The sequence below is a fragment of the Verrucomicrobiota bacterium genome (assembly GCA_039027815.1).
Taxonomy (GTDB): Bacteria; Verrucomicrobiota; Verrucomicrobiia; order Verrucomicrobiales; family JBCCJK01; genus JBCCJK01.
On record JBCCJK010000016.1, the window covers coordinates 16822 to 36576 of the forward strand.

Annotated in this window: 17 protein-coding genes; 1 reads left to right on the plus strand and 16 read right to left on the minus strand. The window is 60.5% G+C overall.

From position 1 onward, the window contains the following. Positions 1-55 precede the first annotated feature (55 nt). The gene (locus tag AAF555_06205) at positions 56-2374 is read right to left on the minus strand and encodes a hypothetical protein (protein MEM6911159.1); all 2319 of its coding nucleotides are present in this window, start codon (positions 2372-2374) and stop codon (positions 56-58) included. Positions 2375-2461: 87 nt separating this feature from the next. Here AAF555_06205 and AAF555_06210 point away from each other — a divergent pair, with 87 nt between their 5' ends. Beyond that, a complete protein-coding gene (locus tag AAF555_06210) occupies positions 2462-3415 on the plus strand; it encodes an AEC family transporter (GenBank protein MEM6911160.1) in 954 nt (317 codons plus the stop codon). A gap of 45 nt (positions 3416-3460) precedes the next feature. On the opposite strand, the gene AAF555_06215 is transcribed toward AAF555_06210, so the two are convergent. The 15 genes from AAF555_06215 to AAF555_06285 all read right to left on the minus strand — a co-directional run bounded on the left by AAF555_06215 (position 3461) and on the right by AAF555_06285 (position 19497). Continuing rightward, positions 3461-4747, minus strand: coding sequence for a glycosyltransferase family 4 protein (locus AAF555_06215; GenBank protein ID MEM6911161.1), 1287 nt, complete (start codon positions 4745-4747; stop codon positions 3461-3463). Further along, a complete protein-coding gene (locus AAF555_06220; GenBank protein MEM6911162.1) occupies positions 4744-6033 on the minus strand; it encodes an NAD(P)/FAD-dependent oxidoreductase in 1290 nt (429 codons plus the stop codon). Before AAF555_06220 ends, AAF555_06215 begins: the two co-directional genes overlap by 4 nt. 29 nt (positions 6034-6062) lie before the next feature. Next, a complete protein-coding gene (locus AAF555_06225; GenBank protein MEM6911163.1) occupies positions 6063-6638 on the minus strand; it encodes a hypothetical protein in 576 nt (191 codons plus the stop codon). Between the two features lie 61 nt (positions 6639-6699). After that, positions 6700-7524 carry an aminotransferase class IV gene (locus AAF555_06230; protein MEM6911164.1) on the minus strand — a complete coding sequence of 275 codons (825 nt, stop codon included), beginning with the start codon at positions 7522-7524 and terminating at the stop codon, positions 6700-6702. Positions 7525-7562: 38 nt separating this feature from the next. Next, positions 7563-8786, minus strand: a complete 1224-nt coding sequence (locus AAF555_06235; GenBank protein MEM6911165.1) for an ATP-binding protein — start codon at positions 8784-8786, stop codon at positions 7563-7565. Between the two features lie 25 nt (positions 8787-8811). Then, entirely contained in the window at positions 8812-9498 is a 687-nt protein-coding gene (locus AAF555_06240) for a response regulator transcription factor (GenBank protein ID MEM6911166.1), read from the minus strand. Between the two features lie 45 nt (positions 9499-9543). Then, on the minus strand, positions 9544-10062 hold the full coding sequence (locus AAF555_06245; GenBank protein ID MEM6911167.1) for a hypothetical protein: 519 nt from the start codon (positions 10060-10062) through the stop codon (positions 9544-9546). 34 nt (positions 10063-10096) lie between these two features. After that, positions 10097-10474, minus strand: coding sequence for a DUF423 domain-containing protein (locus tag AAF555_06250; GenBank protein MEM6911168.1), 378 nt, complete (start codon positions 10472-10474; stop codon positions 10097-10099). Positions 10475-10550: 76 nt separating this feature from the next. Then, complete coding sequence (gene phoU, locus AAF555_06255) at positions 10551-11234, minus strand: phosphate signaling complex protein PhoU (GenBank protein MEM6911169.1); 684 nt, start codon at positions 11232-11234, stop codon at positions 10551-10553. Between the two features lie 49 nt (positions 11235-11283). Next, on the minus strand, positions 11284-12153 hold the full coding sequence (gene pstB / locus AAF555_06260; GenBank protein MEM6911170.1) for a phosphate ABC transporter ATP-binding protein PstB: 870 nt from the start codon (positions 12151-12153) through the stop codon (positions 11284-11286). A gap of 34 nt (positions 12154-12187) precedes the next feature. Continuing rightward, on the minus strand, positions 12188-12967 hold the full coding sequence (gene pstB / locus AAF555_06265) for a phosphate ABC transporter ATP-binding protein PstB (GenBank protein ID MEM6911171.1): 780 nt from the start codon (positions 12965-12967) through the stop codon (positions 12188-12190). Positions 12968-12970: 3 nt separating this feature from the next. After that, complete coding sequence (pstA, locus tag AAF555_06270; GenBank protein MEM6911172.1) at positions 12971-14608, minus strand: phosphate ABC transporter permease PstA; 1638 nt, start codon at positions 14606-14608, stop codon at positions 12971-12973. Between the two features lie 6 nt (positions 14609-14614). Next, positions 14615-16906, minus strand: coding sequence for an ABC transporter permease subunit (locus AAF555_06275; GenBank protein MEM6911173.1), 2292 nt, complete (start codon positions 16904-16906; stop codon positions 14615-14617). Positions 16907-17025: 119 nt separating this feature from the next. Beyond that, positions 17026-17985 (minus strand): phosphate ABC transporter substrate-binding protein, encoded by a 960-nt coding sequence (locus AAF555_06280; GenBank protein MEM6911174.1) that lies wholly within the window; start codon positions 17983-17985, stop codon positions 17026-17028. Positions 17986-18276: 291 nt separating this feature from the next. Further along, positions 18277-19497, minus strand: coding sequence for a porin (locus tag AAF555_06285; protein MEM6911175.1), 1221 nt, complete (start codon positions 19495-19497; stop codon positions 18277-18279). Between the last annotated feature and the right edge of the window lie 258 nt (positions 19498-19755).

Here is a 19755-nt window from a genome sequence, read left to right on the forward strand (position 1 = left end):
TGACTCACCTCGCCAAAAGAATCGGCGGGTGAACGAGAGCAAGAAAGCGGCCGAATCAATCGAGATCCCGCAGACGGAGTCCGATGCTGTAGCGAGCCTGGCCGTCCTCGTTGCGAAAATGAAGGTCGAGTCGGTCAAAGACGGAGGCCACTTCCAAGAGCAATTCCAGATTGGGAAGGTTTTCTTCAAAGGACTCCCGCTGCCAATCATCCGGAAAGATCTCGCCCGCGTTCTTTTCCACCACATCCAGCCAGGTGGCTCCCAGCGAGCGGAGCGTGTTGAAGTTGAGGGTGGCGAGGTAGCCGCTTTCCTGGGAGGTGACCTCACTAGCGGTCAAGCTCTCATAGATCTCATTGTTGAAGTTCTGCGAGGAGCCCCACAAAAAGACCTCATCCGACAAGGAGGCCACCGGCAAAAAATCCGCGGTCGTGATCCCGGAGAACGCATAGAAATAGCTGTTGAGGCCGGGTGCCTTCATGGCCATGGGCTCGGGGATCTTGATCTGTCCTGGCTCCATGCCCATCATGGGAGCTCCTTGATCCAGGAGTTCTTGCAAGGCAGGCTCCAAGTCGTCCCAGGTGGCCGCCACTTTTCCCCGATCTTCGACCTGATAAAGGTAGGCCAAGCGGGGAATCTCCCCTTCCCCTTGGATCGCTTGCGGCAGAAAGGGCGCTTTCGGCATCTTGCCCCCAATGTCCACGAGGAAGGCTTCTTCCTGGCCCACCCCTGCGAAGAAATTGTCTCGGATCGACCGCCAAGCCTGGACCAGACCAGGGGCAAAGACTTGTTCCATCTCGGTGAATTGCTCTCCAAAGACCGGCTCGACCTCCGCTTGGGCATACTTCTGGACCAAGAGATAGCCCGCTTCGATGATTCCCTCCAAGGCCCCGAGAGCTGCCTCCCGATACTCCGAGGTAGCCGCCCCCACTGCCCCGAGTAACAGGGATTCGGCCTCCAAAAGCGAGGCAAATCCGAGAGGCTCTTCACTCAAGAGAGAGGAGGTCACTCCGCCGTAGGATTCGATGCGGAGCCCCTCGTCCAGGAAGGCCAGAGTCGCGTTCGGGCCGCCGTCATACTGATACATGACAGCGAGACTTTCTTTGAAATTGTCGATCAGTTTGATGACATCGCGGGTGTCGCCAAATTCGCTTACATTCGAGACGGTTTCAGAGAACGCGTCCACCATGGCCATGATGGCAGGAACGCTTCCGTTGTAGTAGGCATCGAGGACAGGGTAATCGGTGCAGGCAAAAAAGAGGGGCGTTTCTCCGAGGTGAGGGTCGACCTCCGCCACGACCGACTTATTCAGAAGGGAGGCTTCCGGGGAATCGACCAAGAGGAGTTCGTCCTCCTCACTACCCGCGAAGTAAAGAAGGTAATCTTCTACCACGCCGTAGCCAAAAACGATTTCCTTGGACACCAGGGCCGTGTGCAGCCGGTCGATCTCCCGAGGGCTCATGACCTCTTCCAGGCCATCCCCAGCCAGGACCTCTCTGGAAATGAGTCCATCCAGGCTGAAGCTGAAAAGGGTGAAGCGGCTACCCGATTTCTCGACCCGCTTGTAAGAAAGCGCGGGAGGCATCATTTCCTCCATTTGGAGAATCAATTCTTCCGTTTGGTCGACGATGAAGTCGCGAACGCTCTTTTCGGTTTTGAAGCCGGCCAGGACCGGCGGCAGCGTCGCGTCCTCACCCAGTGTGAGGAGTTCGTCCATGTGTTTGGTGAGCGTTTGCAGGAGGAAATCGGTCTCGGCTGGCAGGAAGGAGTCGGGATCTTCATTCGGCAGACTGGTCAAGGTGAGGCCTGCGCCCGAGGCAAACTGCCCGAAAGTCACCAGGTAAAGCCCTTCCACGTAAATCTCGTAAAACTCCTGGAGCAGCTCCGTCTGTTCCGCCGTTCCCTCTCCGAAGGCCACAAAGAATTCCTGCCCGAGGAGAGCCGCTGCGATGGCCGCTTCGGGCGGAAGAATGCCGTCCTCCAGGGTCGGGTTGATCAGAAAATCGAAGAAAACGGTAGGATCCAGTCCCAGCCGCTCTTGCAAAATGGGGCGGAGGCGCTCCATCAAGCCCGAATCCTTCACTTGGCCCAGGGTCTGAGCGAGGTGACGGACCTGAAGGACGCTTTCGGTCTCTTGCGGCAACCGGGAGAGAAAGCCAAAAGCCTCCGCGCGGGCGGCCAACCCCCCGATCGTCTCCTCGCTCGGCAGGAGGGTCTCGATGGCCTTTTCCACCAAGGTCTCCTCCTCAGGGGGCGCACTGACCTCGACCGAGCCGGAAGATTCTTTCTTTCCACAAGCTGAAAATAGCAGCGGCCCCAGAAGAGCGGCTGAGCAAAAGAAGCGGGGCAGGGCGCGGTCAGAGCGAGATGCTTTCATAAAAAGGGATTGCTGAAGACCTTCATCCGTCAACCCTATGGGAATCGAGTCAAGCACCGAACCCCTAGCCTTCGCCCCCCTTCCCTCTTGACCTCTCTCTTGCTCCAGGCCGTCCTTCCCCTCTTTTTGCTCCTCGGGGCGGGGGGCCTCTTTCAGAGGCGCGGCCTGCTCTCCGAGGAGGGGGAAAAGACGCTGCTCAAGCTGACCTTCAATCTCTTCCTCCCCGCCCTCATTCTCGACAAACTGATCGGGAGTGAGGCCGCTCGCACCCTCTCCACCGTGGTCCAGGCAGGCCTCCTCGGGGCCTTCGCCAGCTTGGGCGGCATCGCCTTGGCCTACGGCTGGGCCAGGCTCTTGCGTCTCAACACGGGGTCCGGGCGCCGCACCTTTGCCATTCTGGCGGGCACGCACAACTATGGCTTTCTGGCCATCCCGGTGATCGCCGGGCTCTATCCCTCAGCGGAGACCTTGGCAGTCAATTTCACTTTCGCCCTCGCCTGCGAAGCCACTTTGTGGTCGGCCGGAGTGATCCTCCTGTCGGGGCGCTTGACCTCTCCCTGGAAACACCTCGTCAACGGCCCCATCTTGGCGATTTGCGCGGGGCTGCTTTTGAACGCCCTCCGTTTCGACTTGATCGAGCCGGCCTTTCTTAAGGGCTTTTTCGGAATGCTGGGGCAGTGCGCCATCCCAGTGGGGCTCTTGCTGGTGGGGGCCAACATTGCCTCCTTCTTGCAAGAACACTCCCTGGCGGGCCTGCTGCGACCCTGGAAGGTCACAGCGTCCGGTCTCCTGCTCCGCTTGGCCCTCATTCCCCTCACTTTGGTGGGCCTGACCTGCCTGCTTCGGCCAACGCAAGCGCTCTTGGAAGTCATGAGTGTGCAAGCGGCCATGCCTTCGGCTGTCATACCGGTGATGTTGGCCAAGCACTACGGCGGGCACACCAAGACGGCGGTCCAGGTGGTGGTGGCCACGACAGGGGCCAGCTTGGTCACCATCCCCCTCACCGTGCCTCTCCTACGCGGCTGGTTGGGGCTGACCTAATCCCAACCTCCAGAATTCACTGGAAGAATGGAGGTTGGTATAAAATCAGGCCACGGCTGCCAGAAAATTCGCCACCATGCGGGTGCGACTAAAATGAGCCACGGCCGACTCGCGGGCTTCCCGGGCCAATCTTGCGCGACCCTCCTCATCCCCCAGGACTTCCTCCCAAGCCTCGGCCAAAGCCGATGGATCACCTGGCGGCTCCACCAAAAGACCTCCTCCGGCTCGCTCCACGATTTCGACAAAGCCCCCGTGACGCGGCTGCACCACCGGCACCCCGCTGGCCATGGCTTCTACTACATAGAGTCCAAAGGATTCTCCGTAGACGGCCGGCACCGAAAACACACTCAGCTGGTGAAAAAAGGCCACCTTCTCCTCGAAGGAACAGTTCGGCAGCCAGGTGACGGCCGCCTCGCAACCCTGCGCCCGCAGGCGCTGGCGGCAGTCTTCGACCCATGGTTCATCGGCAGGCAGACAGGCCCCGGCGATGAGGGCTTGGGCCTCCCGCCCCAGTTCGGTTTGGCGAAATTTGAGAAAGGCCTCCACGAAAGTGAGCAGGCCCTTGTCAGGAAAAAGGCGCGCGAGGTAGCCAATGACCGGGACCTTCGGTGGATCCGGAGGAGCGGGGGCAAAGGCTTCCACGTCCACGCCGTTGGAAACCACTCGGAGTTGAGAGTCGCTCAGGTCCAGCCGCTTTTGCATGAGCTGCCCGTGGTAGTGACTGACGGCGGTGAAAAGATCCACCCCCCGCGCGAGCGCTCGCAAGCGATTCCAGGAATCGGCCCGCCAAGGGTCGGTCAACGAGTCGAGGAAGGTGTCCTCTCCTTGGAGCGAACAAACCAAGCGCGCCCCAGGTAGCCGGGCTTGCAACTCCGGCACCAAGCCCAGGAGAAGAGCGTTGGAAATCGAGATGACCTCGAACCCTTTCTGAGAAGCCATCCAATCGATCAATCTTCCGATTTCCTTCCGCTGCGGACCTTCCATCCCCCGCAGGGAACCCACCGTCATCTCTCCCAAGTCCCGGGCGCTCGTCATGCCCACTCGGCGACCCGCCTTCCGAAGAAAGGAGCGCCCGTCCAGCAGGCGGTCCAACCAACGCGGCGTGTGGCGGAAGAGAGGGAGCTTCTGCTGGAGGTAGAGATTGACGCCACCCAGAAAAATGGGAGCGCCTTCGGTCTCGGCCGATTCGTGATCGACCACCAAGGGCAGGTAGAGAGGAATGACCGTGAAGTCGTGCCCCGCAGCCCGCACCCCTTTGGCTAAATCCTGGTCGCGGAGACAACTCCCGCAATGGAAGGCACCCGTGCCCGGCGTCAGGTGGAGAATCTTCATGCAACCGCTTCGGCGGTGCGCGGGCGACCGTGCTCCAAGTCGGCAGGCAGTGGCATGAGTTCCGAGAAGCCTTCGAAAAGCTCCTTGAAGCCCCCTTTGTCCACGTTGCCAATCAAGAGATCGGTCAGGTCGGGCCGCAGGTCGGGGTGTTTCCGGATCACCTTGCCAAAGCTGGCCTCCTTGTCATAAAAGGCATACACGATTTTGCGGAACTTTTCGATCGTGGCACAGACCTCATCCGAGTAGCGCGCGAAGCGTTCCGCGGACACGTCATCCGCCTGGAGCGCCGCATCAATAGCATCGGCTCCCATGGCCCCGGTTTTCAAGGCCAAGAACACTCCGGAAGAAAAGACGGGGTCCAAAAAGGCAAAGGCATCCCCGATCAAAACCAATCCGTCATCCGCAGAGTAGCGAGAGCGATAGGAGTATTCCCCGGTTGTCCAATATTGGCCCACCTGCTGCGCTCCTTTCAAGTGATCACGAATCCAGTCATTGTCCTGAATCTGACGGTCCATGATTTCAGCGGGATCACGAGTGCCATCGAACAAGTCCCCGCGCTCGCCTACCACGCCCAAGCTGGTGCGCCCGTCTTTGAGAGGAATGTACCAAAACCAACCTCCATGCGGCAGGTAAGCGACTGTGGTGGAACCCGCGTCGAGACCGGGGTCGCGGACCGCGTTTTCAAAGTAGGTCCAGATCGCGACCTTGTTGAGCTGCGGATCTCGCTCGCGCCAGCGAAGCTTGGATTGAGCAAAGGCATCCCGACCGGAGGCATCCACCACGATGCGAGCCCGGATTTCTTCTTCGCCCTCTTCTCCCAGGACCGCTACCCCACGGCAGCGGCCGGTCTCGTCTTGTAACAAGCGGGTGACCTTGGTGCCTTCTCGGACTTCCGCACCTTGGTGGGCCGCATTGCGCAGGAGGAGGTGGTCGAATTCATCTCGGTTGACCTGCCAGGTGGTCGACGAGGGATGGTCATAGTGTTCGAAGAAGTAGAAAGGCTTGGAAACCTGCCCTTGAGGCGTGGCGAACTGGACGCTGAACTTTTGGGTGAACCCCAATTCATCCATCCTCTCCACCAAACCCAAGCGATTGAGAAGATGCCAACAGAACGGCATGAGCGACTCGCCGACGTGGTAGCGAGGGAACCGTTCCTTCTCGATCACCACCACATTCCAGCCCTTCTCGGCCAAGAGGGCACTAGCGGTCGAGCCGGCGGGCCCGCCCCCAATGACGACGGCATCGTAGTCAGTGGACGGCAAAGAGGTTTGGGAATGGGAGACCATGGTGGAGAAGGGGTTGGAGGCTTTTACGTCTAGCCCATGAGTTCGGTAGCGGCACCGCCGCCGCCCGATGGTAAAATTTCCACAATTTCCGCTAAAAGGTTGCCATCTTTGTCTGCAATGGCGTTGCAGCGGCCATAAACTTGGTCTCCTTGGCTGGCTTCCAGGCAATCGGAAAGGATTTCATCGACCGTGGTCACGAAAAACGCCCTCGGGCTGCTAAAAAACGTAGTGTGAAAGCGGTCGAGAATCTGTCCGAAGGGTTCATCTCCCTCCACCACCTCATCCACCATGAGCGGCTCCATCTGATCAAGGTGGAGGAGAATGGCGCCGAACTCGACCGGCTCGTCCGTCTCTTCCGAACGGAGAATGACGAGTCGGGTGTAATCATCGCCCATCCGCTCCGCCCGCAGAATATCCAGTTCCACTTGGCTTTCGTGATACTCCCGCAGGCGGGACGTCATGTCGGAATCATGCACCAAGAGATCGCGCTCCGGCTGGGGGATTTCGTCCCGATCGACAAAGTGAAACAGAGGCATGCCCCGCTCCTCCTTGTCGTAGAAATAACGCAAGGGCTGCAACAGGCGCAACTTCTGGCTCGGATCCATTCCCTGCCATCTTCAGAATGGACCGCGACCTTCGTCAAGTGCGGTTGCGGGGGATTTTCCGCTAGGGATCGATGACCTCTCGCTGCCACTCGTGAAAGGCCTCTTGCAGCTGCCGGGTCAACGCTCCGGGCGCTCCCTCCAAGAGATGATCCTGGCATTGCGCGATGCCCTGGACATCCCGCGTGCTCGAAGTGAGAAAAAGCTCCTCTGCCTGAAAAAGCGAGGCACGGTCGATGGCCGCTTGGTGACAGCGCAGGCCGAACTTGGCAGCAAGCTCCAGCACCAGTTCCCGCGTGACCCCGGGCAAGCAGCCACTCGACAAAGGCGGGGTCCAGACCTGCCCTTCCCGCACCAAAAACACATTGGAAGTGGCGCCTTCGCAGAGCTGCCCGGCCTCATCAAAAAGCAGGGACTCGTCGGCCCCCTGCCGGGTGGCTTCGCGAAGCGCCAGAACATTGTCCAAATAGGACACCGTCTTCAGCCGGGTGAGCCCGCCTCCACGCTCCCGCCGACGCCTAGAAAAAAGGACCCGCGAAGTGGCCGCCCGCTGGGGAAGCGCGCTCGTCGCGATCAAGAGAGACGGGGCCCCCTCGTCCGGCCCAGCCGTCAGAGTGATGCGGAGCCGCGCCTTCTCAGGCCCGTTGGCTTCCAAGACAGCCCGGCAGTGCCCCAAAAGCTCCTCTTTTTCAGGGGCTGCCAATCCCAGAGCGAGGGCGCCTGCCTCCAGCCGGAGAAAGTGCCGCGTGAAAGCGTAGGGCTGCCCACCCAGGGCTTGCAGGGTCTCAAAGCAGCCCCAGCCAAGGAGGAGTCCTCGGTCCGCGGTGGAAACGCTGGCCTCGGCGGCGGGCTGCAATTTCCCATTCCAGTGCACCCAACCATCCGTCATCGCTCGAGAAGAAAGCAGCTCTCGCGGCGGGTGGCAACTCAGCGCACGAGCGCCGAGTCGGCCGGGGTTTCCACCGCGGAAGGCACCTCGATGACAAAAGCGGTCCGTTTCCCGGGCACGCTCTCGGCCCGGATGAGGCCGCCGTGGGCCTCGACCGCGCGCTTCACGATGGCAAGCCCCAGCCCCGTTCCCTGGATGTTTTGGGCACGGTCTTTCTGCACCCGGTAGAAGCGATCAAAGATAAAGGGCAGCTTGGAGGCCGGGATGCCGATTCCATTGTCGGCCACCACCAGCCGCCACCCGTTCTCGCTTCGCTCCCCCCGGATCTTGAGCTTGAGGCCGCGGTGAGGATTGTTTTTGAGGGCGTTATCGAGCAGGTTGAAGAGGATTTGTTCCCAGTAAAAGCGGTCTCCCCGCACCCGGCCGAGCTCCTCGGCGATTTTCACCCGGAGGTCGGCCTGAAAGCGCTCGATCAAAGGAGCGAGTCGCTCCACCACAGTCTCAATGGATTCCTCCAGGGAGAAGCTTTCGAGCTGAAGGGGCAGCTCCGTCTGCTGGACGCGCGAGAGCAGGTTCATATCGGTCACCAGCCGAGCCAAGCGTTCCCCATTCTTTTGCGCCATGGACAAGAGGCGCTTGGCTTGGGCCGCCTCCAAGTCCTCTTCCAAGAGCGTCTCCAGGCACCCATTGATGAGGGTGAGGGGAGTCCGCAGTTCGTGGGAAGCGTTGGCCACAAAGTCGCGTCGGACTTGATCGGCCCGGTGAGTCTTCGTCTCGTCCCGCAGAAGAAGTCGCACAAAAGACTCCCGGCCCTTCTCCAGGTAGATGGCATCCACCATCCAGTGCCGCTCCCGCCCGCCCTTCGGTCCCTCATTCTGGAGCACTGTCAGGCCTTCTTGTAAGGGTTTGCGCTCCCCCAGGCAACGGCGGACCAATTCTGCGATCCGTGCGTCCAAACCCAACTCCACCAAGAGCCGTCCTCGCTCCAGGCGAAAGCCGGGGAAGAAGCGGGAGACGGCCCGGTTGGCGAACTGGACGGTCAATCGCTCATCCACCAGCAGAATGGCCTCGGGCAAACTATCCAGAATTTCGCCCGCCTGGGGATCGGGTGCCGCGGACTGGTGGGCGGCCGCGGCCGACTCCGCATCTCGGCTGAGGCGCTCGAGACGCTCCCGCATGGCCAGCAAATGGCGATGCTGCGACCAAACCAGCCAGCCGAGAACGGGAATGCCAACGAGAAGAGCGATATCAAGAGTTTGCATCCAACCAGGGCCGAGCGAGGAAACGTCACGCCGACGCATTGAGACGATACCCCAAGCCCCGGACCGTTTCCAATAGGGAAGCGGACGGCCCGAGCTTCTCCCGCAAGCGCTTGATGTGGGTGTCGAGAGTGCGCGTGATGGTCGTATCGCTGTAGCCCCAGACTTCCCGCAACAGTTCATCCCGGGGCTGGGTCTGGCCGCTCCGCTCCATGAGCAAGCGGAGCAGTTTGAACTCGGTCACCGTGAGATTGACGGCTTCCTCTCCCCCCCTCGTCAAGAGCATGGAAGCGATGCTGAGGGAGAGCGGGCCCACCACCACTTCGGACGGCCCTCCGCCCTCGCCCCCTCGGCGGAGGACATTTTGAATGCGCAGCAGGACCTCCTTGGTGCTGAAGGGCTTGGTCACGTAGTCGTCCGCGCCTTTCTCCAGACCCTTAATTCGGTCTTCGACCGCGCTCCGAGCCGTCACCACCACCACCGGAATCTTCTGGAGAGACGACTTCCGCCGCATCTTTTTGAGCACTTGGAAGCCATCCAGGTTCGGCATCATGAGATCGAGGACCACGCAGTCCGGCTTGGGCGAGCCTTTCAGTTGCGTGACGGCGTCCAGGCCATCGACGGCTTCCAGGACCGCGTGGCCTGCCCGCTCCAGGCGAAAACGGAGCAGCTCCCGCATGTCCTCCTCATCATCCACAATCAGAATGGTCGCCATGGTGCTGCCAGATCAGTAGAGCAAGCTCTTCCCCCTACGACGAGCTCATGGTGACAAATCTGTCACCGTCTCCGCAGGCGGCTCTTCCTCTTCTTCTCCTTCGACCGGCTCCTCGCTTTCATTGGGGGTGGCAAATTGATCACTGAGATTGTTGGCGGGCCAATTTTCCAATTCCTCAGGGCTCAGCTTTCCCCGCTCCTCGAAGTAATTTTTCGTGACCACCAACAGCACCAAGGCCAGCAGGCCAAGAGAGAGAGGACGCAAGCCCCAAACGAGCGAGAGGACGGCCCGCGTCTTCCTGAAGGGCCGCCGCCGCAGTTCGACCGGTTCCGGCTCCGGCAAGGCTGCCACCCCGACGGTAGCCCCCAACAAAGAGCTGCCTTCAGGCACCTGCACCTTTCTCGGCGAAAGAGCCTCTGCCATGGCCGGGGCCGGCGCTTGCACCGGCTGGCCGCAGTAGGGACAGGGGCCCTCCACGCCGGCCAGCGACATCGGCACGGCCAATTCGGCCTGGCACTCGGGACAAGTAAATTGGATGCGAGCGTCGACAGGACTCTGGCTCATGTTTCCGCGAACGGTCTCCGGAAAGTCGTCAAGCTCAAGCAGAAACCCGCTTCCGCCAGCCGGAAGCCAGCAAGAGCCCCCAGCCAACCAGGAGAAGAAGGCCGCCCACCGGAGTGATGGCGCCCAACCAGCGCCACCCCGTCACGCCCATGAGATAGAGAGTGCCACTAAAAATGAGGATCCCCATCCCAAAGAACCACTGGCAGGCCACCAGAAAGCGAGGTCGCCCTGCCGCCACCGCCGCCAGCACGGCGGCGTGCACTAAATGATAGAGCGTGGCCGTCTTCCAGTTGGCGACTTGCTCATGGGCTTGCAAAAGCGGGGCCAAGCCATGGGCGCCGAACGCTCCCAAGGCCACCCCCAAAAAGCCGACCACCCCCACCAAGCGCCATGCTCGTTCCGCTGTCTCCATGGGCCAGGATGGAATGAAACCTTTCCCAAATCAATGGGGGTCTCTGGCCAAGCTGAAGGAGAGCAGGCGTTTGGGACTAAGAAAGCGTGCGGTCCTCCTCATGGCGGACGTCTTTGGCCGCTTCGATGAAGACGGTGTCCTCTCCCACATTGACCGCGAGGTCCCCCACCCGCTCCAAGGAACGAACCACGAAGACCAGATGAAGGTAGTCTTCGCAACGGCCTTCGCTCTCTTCGATCCGTTGGCTGAGCTTGGCGGTCACGGTTTTGTGCAGCTTGTTGAGTTTGCGGTCCCGATCGTGAAGGCCGAGGGCCAGTTCGGGATCGTGCTCGCTGTAGGCCCGGATGGCATCGCCGAGGAGATGGTCGGCCAGTTGGTAGACCGGTTCGATGAGGATGCGGTCCGGGAGTTCTTCCCGGCGGGCCAGCTTGCGGGCTCGTTTGGCGATGGTGGTGGCGTTATCCGAGATCCGCTCGAGATTGACGGAAATCTTCATCGAGGAAAGGACCAGCCGGAGGTCCCCCGCCATCGGGTGAAAGCGGACCAGAGTGTCCAGGCCGAGGCGATCTACGCTGCGCTCCATGTCATCGACCTCATTGTCATCCCCGATCACGGTGTTCGCCAAATCGATATCGCGAGTGAGAAGCGCTTCCACCGCGCGGGCCAGATTGTGACGGCTTTGCTGCGCCATGGTCAGGACCTCTTCTCGGAGGGAGGTGATGGCGGCATTGAAATCCCGAAGGATGTGCGAGTTTTGCATGAGTCAGGACAGGGAAGGAGGCCTGCGGGTGGTGGGAGCGCCCGAGGGCTCAGCCAAAGCGGCCTGTGATGTATTGTTCGGTCCGGGCTTGAGTCGGGTTGGTGAAAATCTTGGAGGTCACATCGAACTCCACCAACTCTCCCAGATAGAAGAAGGCCGTCTTGTCCGAGATGCGGCTGGCCTGCTGCATATTGTGGGTCACCACCACCAGGGTGAAGTCTTGCTTGAGTTGAAGGATGAGTTCTTCGACCCGAGCCGAGGCGATGGGATCGAGCGCGGAACAGGGCTCATCCATCAAGATGATTTCCGGATCGACCGCCATGGTGCGCGCGATGCAAAGCCGCTGCTGCTGGCCACCAGAAAGTCCGTAGGCGCTCTCATGCAGGCGGTCTTTCACCTCGTCCCATAAGGCGGCACCTCGAAGCGCCTTCTCCACCTTGGCCTCCAGCTGGTCCTTGTCCCGTTCCCCTAAAATCCGCGGGCCGTAGGAGACGTTTTCGTAGATGGAGCGAGGAAAGGGATTGGACTTCTGGAAGACCATGCCAACCCGGCGGCGCAGCTCAACGCTATCGACCTCCGGACTGTGGATCTCCACCCCATCGATCCAAATGCCCCCGCGCGAGACCTGGGCCCCGGGAACGAGGTCATTCATCCGGTTGAAGGAGCGAAGGAGAGTCGATTTACCGCAGCCGGAAGGTCCGATGAGCGCCGTGACCTCCTTGCGAGCGATCTTGAGATCAATCCCTTTGAGTGCGAGGGAATCGCCGTAAGAGAAATCGACTTCCCGACACTCGATCTGGATCAGCGGATCGGGAAGGACCGGGACGGCCGGGGAATCCCCACTCGGCTTCTCCTGGGTCGGCGGGGACGACTTGCCCTCTTGGGGAAGGGGGGGCGCGGGAGAGGAGGCATTCCACATGAGGGTGTCGAGCGGGAGGTGAGGAAGACGCGGATCAACTAAAACGGCCCGTGATGTAGGCCTCGGTTTCTTCTTTCTGGGGGTTTTCGAAGAGCGAGAGCGTTTTCCGATACTCGATGAGCTGGCCAAGGTAAAGAAAGGCGGTGCGATCTGAGCAGCGGGCAGCTTGCTCCATATTATGGGTCACGATGACGATGGTGAACTGCTCTTTCAGCTTGGTGATCAACTCCTCGATCTTGAGGGTGGCCAAGGGATCGAGGGCCGCGCAAGGCTCGTCCATCAGCAGAATCTCGGGCTGATTGGCAATGGCGCGGGCGATGCAAAGCCGCTGTTGCTGCCCGCCCGACAGGCCGAAGGCGGAGTCGTGCAGCCGGTCTTTGACTTCCTCCCAAAGGGCGGCCGCTCGGAGAGAGCGCTCCACGACCTCGTCCAGCTCGGCCCGCTTGCCGCGGCCCGCCACCCGGAGGCTGAAGACGACGTTTTCGTAGATGGACTTGGCAAAGGGATTGTATTTTTGGAAGACCATCCCGACCCGCTTGCGCAGCGAGATGACCTCGACGTCGGGGTCATACAAACTGGTGCCATTCAGGCGGATGTCTCCCTGGTGCCGAGCCCCGTCCACCAGGTCGTTCATGCGGTTCATGTTGCGGAGCAGCGTGGACTTGCCACAACCGGAGGGGCCGATGAGGGCGGTGACTTGTTGCTCCGGGACCTCCATCGAGATATCGAAAAGCACCTGCTTCTCTCCATACCAAAAGTGGAAATCCTCCACATGGATGAAGTCAGGGCGGGCTGGGGCGGCGAGGACGGGCATGGCTCAGAACTGACTGACGGCAAAGCGCTTTTTCAGGCGATTGCGGATGAGAATGGCGGTCAGGTTCAGCACCAGCACCAGGAGAATGAGCAGCAGGGCTGTGGCGTAGACGATGGGCTTGGCCGCTTCGGCATCGGGCGATTGGAAGCCCAGATCGTAGATGTGGAAGCCCAGATGCATGAACTTGCGCTCCGCGTGGACGAAGGGCGCAATGTCATCGATGGGCAAGGAAGGGGCCAGCTTGACCGCGCCCACCAGCATGAGGGGCGCCACCTCCCCCGCCCCCCGCGCCATCGCCAGGATGATACCGGTCATGATGCCCGGGAGAGAGGCCGGGATGACAATCCGCTGGATGGTCTGCCACTTGGAGGCCCCACAAGCGAGCGCCGCTTCCCGCACGCCGCGCGGGACGGCCGAGAGCGCTTCCTCCGTGGCCACGATCACGACCGGCAAGGTCAAAAGCGCCAGCGTGAGAGAGGCCCAAAGAATTCCGGGCGTGCCAAAGGTCGGCGTGGGGAGCTTGTCCGCGTAGAACAGCTCATCGAGGCTCGCCCCCACGAAGTAGACAAAGAAGGCCAGCCCAAAGACCCCGAAGACGATGGAGGGGACCCCAGCCAAGTTGTTGACGCAGATGCGAACAATGCGGACCAGCGTCCCCTGCTTGGCATACTCCCGCAAGTAGATGGCCGCGATCACTCCCAAGGGCGTCACGAAAAAGGTCATCGCCAAGGTCATCACGACCGTGCCGAAGATGGCCGGGTAGACGCCTCCCTCGGTGTTGGCTTCCCGGGGCTCCTCGACCAAGAACCGCCCCATGCGGCAGAGCATCTCCCAGAGCCGCTCGAACCAATTGCGATCATTTGGCTGGAAGAAGCCAAGCAGTTGGCTCCCCTGCAAGGTGACGACCCGGCCCTCCGCGGTCTCGCCCTCAAATTGGTAGCCTTGGATACGCGAGCGGACTTCGGCGGCGGCCGCTTGCAGCCTGGCGAATTCTTTCTCCAGCTTGGCTTTTTTCTCGGCGGCCTGAGCGGGATCGATTTTTCCCACTCGGAGATCGACCTCGATCTCCTGGATGGCCCGGGCGTTGGCCCCGATGAGCTTGCGCTCAATGTGCCGGGTCTCCTCGCGCACTTCCTGGTTCAGGGAAATCATAGCGCGAAGCGCCTCTTCGAAGGCTTCGTCCCCCGCTCGCTGCACGCCGGCGGGGGTCACGAGCTGGACCGGCTGGAGAATGGCGGGGCCGTATTCGGTCCGCTCCACCAGCATGTAGCCGGGCGCGACTTCTTGCTCTCGGACTTGCTCTTGGTCGAGGTAGACGAAGGACTCGCCGTAGAGATCCTTGTTGCCTCGGAAAATCTGAATTTGCGGGACCCGTCCGCCGCCCTCCTGCAAGCGTTCGGAGCGCTCGGTCAGGTAGCCTGCCATCGGAGCCAGTCCGTCTCTCGTCTCGACCTGCAAGACCACAATCTGACGCGGCCAAAAAGAGGCCACTCCCTTTGCCAGGATCAGGCTGAGAAGGGCGATCACCATGAGAATCCCGAGCGACAAGCCACCAGCCGTCAGCCAGATCCAGGGCTCTCCCTTGCTGGAGCGCCCGGTGCCGACGAACTGGTTGTCTGAGGGGGGAGAAGAGGGGCTCATACGGGTTCAGACGATCTGATTGCGTTCGCGGAGACGCTGGCGGAGGACCTCGGCGATGGTGTTCATGACGGAGGTCAAAAGGAAGAGCACCACCGCGCTGAGAAAGAGGGTGCGGTAGTGGGTGGAGCCGACCGCCGCCTCCGGCAGCTCGATCGCGATGTTGGCGGCCAAGGTACGCATGCCGTTGAAAATGTTTCCCTCCATGAGCGGGGTGCCGCCGGCCGCCATCACCAGGATCATGGTTTCCCCCACGGCCCGGCCGAAGCCGATCATGAGGGCTGAGAAAATGCCCGAGGAGGCGACGGGGAGCATGATGGTCCAGACCACCTGCCAGCGATTGGCCCCGAGCGCGGCCGAGGCAGCTGTCAGCGATTTGGGGACATTCGACAAGGCATCCTCCGCGATCGTGAAAATGACCGGAATAACGGCAAAGCCCATCATGAAGCCCACCACCAAGCTATTGCGCTGCTGGAAATCCAAGCCCGTGGCCTGGGGCCACCACATGGTGAAGTCAGCGATCCGCTGGCCAGTCTGGGGATCGGTGTAAACAAAAAGCCAGCCCTCCAAAACGGGGCCCAAGATCCAGCCCAGCCAGCCAAAGAGCGCCATGACCGGCAAGACCAGCATCCACTCCTGCCCACCGTGGAAACGGTTCCGCAGGGCCACCGGCAAGGTGCTCCAAGCATAGCCCACCAGGAAGACGCTGCTGGGCACCAGAAGAAGGAGCAAGAGCACCGAGGGCACCCGGTATTGGAGAACCGGGGCCAGCCAAAAGGCAGCCAGGAAGCCCAAGACGACGGAGGGCAGGGAGGCCATGATCTCCATCATGGGCTTGATGACACGCTTGACCGAGAGCGGCAGGAAAGCCGCCGAAAAGACGGCCGCCAAGAGCGCCACCGGGATGGAAAAGAGCAGGGCGTAAAAGGTCCCTTTGAGCGAGCCGAAGATGAGCGGCATGAGGGAAAGCTTGGGCTCGAAATCGCTTGAGCCACCGGTCGATTGCCATTGGAACTTGGCCTCGGCCCCGCCCTCATACCAGACCTTGCCAAAAAAAGCCCGAACGCTCGCCTCCGGATGGGGGTCCTCCACCAGGTAGCGATGCACCGCGCCGTCATCCCCAGCCACGATCAGGTGCCGGGATTTCCCATCGATGATGCCCGCGACGGGGCGGTAAGCCACTTCCTGCTCCCAGCGGACGTCTCCCGAGGTGCTGTAACGCAGGGAGAGGTAGCGGCCCGCCCCGGCCAGGAAGCTCCGATTCCGCAGGCTATTGGAGAAGACGACCGGCCCTCGCGGCAGGTCGGGGAAGGTTTTGACGAGGCCAAAGGTGCGGGCAGCCTCTTCGGTCTCGCGAAAAAGGCTCCACTGCTCCTGCCGCCCCTCCTGGGAGGTCAAGATGAGGGAGACACCGCCGTAGAGGAGATCGACTTGTCGGGGCACCTGAGCCGCGAAGGGTTGAAAGGTTTGCACCTTGTTCACTTCTAAAAGATCGCGAGCGAAGTAGTCGATCCCTCCCCCCTGACAACCCACCAGGATCATAGAACCATTCGAGGAAGCGCGCACGAAGCTCGGCACCCCGCTCAGTTCAGAAGTGAGGTCGGATTGCCCCAAGAGCGTCAGCTTGGCCGCGCCAATCAGCCCCTTTTTCATCATCAGCTTGAGGACGGAGACCGTGGAATCGGCCCCCTGGCCGCGCTTCACCACAATCAGCCGGGCCCCGTTGGGATCCTCGGGATCGCTGGCATCGCCATAGCTGACGGAGGTGACCGGCCCTTCGCCGTGCTGCACTTGAAAAATCGGCTCGGCTACAATTTCCGGCTCGAGCCAGGAATCACTCAAGTCGTCATTGAACTGGCGCAGATAACGAACCAGAAACGAGCCGACCCGGCCATCGGCCAGACCGAACACCACCCGCTGGTGGACGGTGTCGAAGGCGTAGGCGGTCGGGAGGAGCCCTTCCAGCCCGGGGACCGGCAAGCTTTTGACTTGGTCGTCCTCAAAATTGACGAAGGTGACAGCCTCTCCCCCGGTGTAGAAAAAAGGCATCTCTCCCCACTCATCCACCCCGAGGACGGGAGGCGCTTGCTGGATCGCAATGGTCCCGGACTCTTCCACCTCGGGCGACTGAAAAAGGGGCACCACCTCCTTGGCAATGAAGAGAAAGATGCCAATGACCGCCAGGATGACGGCAATCCCGCCGAAGCGGATGAACCAGCCCATGAAGCGGTCGAAAAAGAGGGTTTTGCCCGCTACCTCGAAGCGCTGGGGGTCGGGACTGGGCTGAGAAGATCCCGGCATGGGAGAGATCGCAAATGTGAGAGGAAAAGAGGCTGACACCCAAACGGGCCGCACGAGCCTGCCACCCCCCTGAGAGAGTGGCAAGCGCCTCTCGCGGCCCCAATGGATTAATTTTCCGCTCAGTTCTCGAGGGAACTGATGATCTGCTCGGCGAGGACAGCCGGGATCGGGTAGTAGCCGTCTTTTTCAACGATTTGCTGGCCCTCTTTCGACAAGACGAACTTCAGGTATTCGAGCGTCAGCTTGTCGAGCGGCTGACCGGGCTTCTTGTTCACGTAGATGTTCAAAAAGCGGGCCATGGGGTAGTCTCCCGAGAGGGCATTGGCATAGCTCGGCTCGTAAAGCACCCCGTCCTCTCCCCCCACGGCAAGGGCGCGAACTGTAGAAGTGCGGTAGCCGATGCCGGAGTAGCCAAGCGCATACAGATCAGCGCCGACGCCTTGGATGACGGCGGAGGAGCCCGGCTGCTCCTTCACGCTTGGTTTGTAGTCCCCTTTCAAAAGGGCCTTCTTTTGGAAGGTGCCGTAGGTACCGGAGGCGGAGTTGCGCCCGAAGAGGGAGATTTGGCGTCCAGCCCAGTCTTCCAAGCCGACGGCACCCCAATCGCTGATGTCTTCGCCGCCGCGCTTGCGGGTCGAAGAAAAGATGGAGTCGATCTGCTGGAAGGTCAGCCCTTCGATGGGGTTGTCCTTGTGGGCGTAGACCGCCAGGGCATCGATGGCCACTTGGACGCAGGTCGGCTTGTAAGCAAACTTGGCCTCGAATTCATCGATCTCCGTCTCCTTCATCTCGCGGCTCATGGGGCCGAGCTGGGAGAGGCCTTGGATGAGGGCCGGGGGAGCAGTCGAGGACCCCTTGCCCTCAATCTGGATGTTGACGTTAGGGTAATGCTTTTTGAACGCCTCGGCCCAGAAGGTGTTGAGATTGTTCAGCGTGTCGGAGCCGATCGAGTTGAGATTGCCAGAAACCCCGCTGACGGCACCGTAGGTGGGCAGGTCGGGGTCGAGGTGGGAATCAGCCGCCAAGGCGGGAAGAGCCGCGATGGTGGTGACGGTGATACTGAGAACTGCGATTTTCATGATGATTTGGTATTTTGAACCTTGAGGGCATCGAGCTTAGCTGTGCTTTGATGACATCGGGCCCGATTCGATCCAGCTACAGATCAGGTAGCGTAACAGGCGTGCAACTACTAGGGAGGAAGATGTGACATTTTTGTCACTAGAAAGGCCTCCTTTTCCCAGTGCCGATCACCAAAGCCAAAGCAGCACACCGAGGGTTCGAAATCTCGCAAAAAACCGGAAAAAGGCGGGACCGAAGTCCCGCCTTCCAGAAGCCGGAGAATTCCATCTCCTTGCGTGAAAAGGAGTAGCTTACCAATAGGTGCGAATCCCAAACTGCCAGGTGCCGTTGTTGATATCGGTATCCGTCCCGAAGAGATTGCCGGTAGCATACTCATAGCCACCCTGGAGCTTCAACTTCTCCCCGAAGATGAAATACTGCAGGCCAGCGTAGAAGGTGTGGTAGTCCTCGACGGTGGTGCGGGTGGAGGAACCCCACCGCTGGGAATGGTGCTCGCGTCCCTCGGCCATGTAGGCATAACGGCCGACCACTTCCAGCTTATCAGTGATGTCGTAGCTCGGAAGAACGTAGAAGCCCCAGGTATCGTTTCCGGGCTGGATGCTGGCTGCGCCCAGTTGCCCGGACTGCCCTTCCCGATTGGCGGCCAAGATGATGTCCGAAATCAGCTGGAACTTGTCCTTCTCAAACTCGGCTCCGATGGCGAAGGAGTGCTGGTAGAGCGGGCCAAAGCCAACCGCGGCCTGTCCCTCGGAACCGCTCGATCCCCCGGCATTGTCCGCGTAGACATAGTCAAAGTGAAGCGTGGTGGAATCGCTTAGGGAGTAATACACATTGTAGGAGAATCCCACATTGGATTGGAAATCGATCCAGTTCGGATCCGAGGCATGTCCGCCATAGAGCCAGCCTCCGACTTCGTGACGGAAGTCGCCGGTCTGGATTTCTGACACCAGGCCCCAAGGACGGGCTTGGGAGGTTTCGTTGACAATGGCGGAACGCTCGACGGTTTTGATTCGCTTGGAGGACTCGGCATCCTCGAGGGTGAAGTTCTGCTTTTGTTTCCCGAGGCGAAGGAGGAAATCGTCGTTCGGCTCCCATTCGAGATAGAGGTCATTGTGGTCGTTGATGAAGCGGTCACTCGTGAGGTTGGTGACGTCGGCGACATTCGACTCGATGTAGAAGGTCAGGCCGTAGTCCATCTCGACTTCAAAGCCCAAACGGAACCGGCGGTGTTGGAATTCATGGTAGCCGTTGTTCACGCTACCGCCGATTTCCTCCTGGTTGCTGATCCACTGGCCTTGGTAGCGACCGAGGAATCGAGCGCCACGGATGAAGCCGTCCTCGCTCTTGTAAAAATACTTCTTATCGAAGAGATCAGAGAAGGTCCAAGGCTTGATAGGATCGGGTTCGTCAACGACGGGCGTCGCCGATTCACCAGCGAAGAGCGAACTGCCCGCCAGCAAAGCGGCAGCCCCGGCACCGGAGAGAAGTGTTTTGATTGTGGATCGTGTCATTAGGTATGGATGCGTTGTGTTGAAAAGTTGACCCGACTTCACCAGAAAAGCATCGCCCCTTCTTGTGACATTTTTGTCACAAGAACTCCGGAGGGTGAGGACTTCCTCGACGGATTCAAGTCATTTTTCTAGAGCGCCAGTCACTATCGATAGCAACGACCCGGAACCGGCAACCGTGGTCGCCCCACCACAACCGCCGCCAGCACTGCCGCTTACGCCAAATGATACAGCGGAGCCGTTTCCCATTTCCCCATGACC

What these genes read in the sequence shown, in the direction of transcription:
- AAF555_06225 (MEM6911163.1), bottom strand. Translation starts at nt 6,638, where the DNA reads ATGGATCCGAGCCAGAAGTTGCGCCTGTTGCAGCCCTTGCGTTATTTC.
- pstB (MEM6911171.1), bottom strand. Translation starts at nt 12,967, where the DNA reads ATGCCCGTCCTCGCCGCCCCAGCCCGCCCTGACTTCATCCATGTGGAG.
- AAF555_06235 (MEM6911165.1), bottom strand. Translation starts at nt 8,786, where the DNA reads ATGCAAACTCTTGATATCGCTCTTCTCGTTGGCATTCCCGTTCTCGGC.
- AAF555_06285 (MEM6911175.1), bottom strand. Translation starts at nt 19,497, where the DNA reads ATGACACGATCCACAATCAAAACACTTCTCTCCGGTGCCGGGGCTGCC.
- phoU (MEM6911169.1), bottom strand. Translation starts at nt 11,234, where the DNA reads ATGCAAAACTCGCACATCCTTCGGGATTTCAATGCCGCCATCACCTCC.
- AAF555_06205 (MEM6911159.1), bottom strand. Translation starts at nt 2,374, where the DNA reads ATGAAAGCATCTCGCTCTGACCGCGCCCTGCCCCGCTTCTTTTGCTCA.
- AAF555_06245 (MEM6911167.1), bottom strand. Translation starts at nt 10,062, where the DNA reads ATGAGCCAGAGTCCTGTCGACGCTCGCATCCAATTTACTTGTCCCGAG.
- AAF555_06250 (MEM6911168.1), bottom strand. Translation starts at nt 10,474, where the DNA reads ATGGAGACAGCGGAACGAGCATGGCGCTTGGTGGGGGTGGTCGGCTTT.
- AAF555_06280 (MEM6911174.1), bottom strand. Translation starts at nt 17,985, where the DNA reads ATGAAAATCGCAGTTCTCAGTATCACCGTCACCACCATCGCGGCTCTT.
- pstB (MEM6911170.1), bottom strand. Translation starts at nt 12,153, where the DNA reads ATGTGGAATGCCTCCTCTCCCGCGCCCCCCCTTCCCCAAGAGGGCAAG.
- pstA (MEM6911172.1), bottom strand. Translation starts at nt 14,608, where the DNA reads ATGAGCCCCTCTTCTCCCCCCTCAGACAACCAGTTCGTCGGCACCGGG.
- AAF555_06215 (MEM6911161.1), bottom strand. Translation starts at nt 4,747, where the DNA reads ATGAAGATTCTCCACCTGACGCCGGGCACGGGTGCCTTCCATTGCGGG.
- AAF555_06275 (MEM6911173.1), bottom strand. Translation starts at nt 16,906, where the DNA reads ATGCCGGGATCTTCTCAGCCCAGTCCCGACCCCCAGCGCTTCGAGGTA.
- AAF555_06220 (MEM6911162.1), bottom strand. Translation starts at nt 6,033, where the DNA reads ATGGTCTCCCATTCCCAAACCTCTTTGCCGTCCACTGACTACGATGCC.
- AAF555_06230 (MEM6911164.1), bottom strand. Translation starts at nt 7,524, where the DNA reads ATGACGGATGGTTGGGTGCACTGGAATGGGAAATTGCAGCCCGCCGCC.
- AAF555_06240 (MEM6911166.1), bottom strand. Translation starts at nt 9,498, where the DNA reads ATGGCGACCATTCTGATTGTGGATGATGAGGAGGACATGCGGGAGCTG.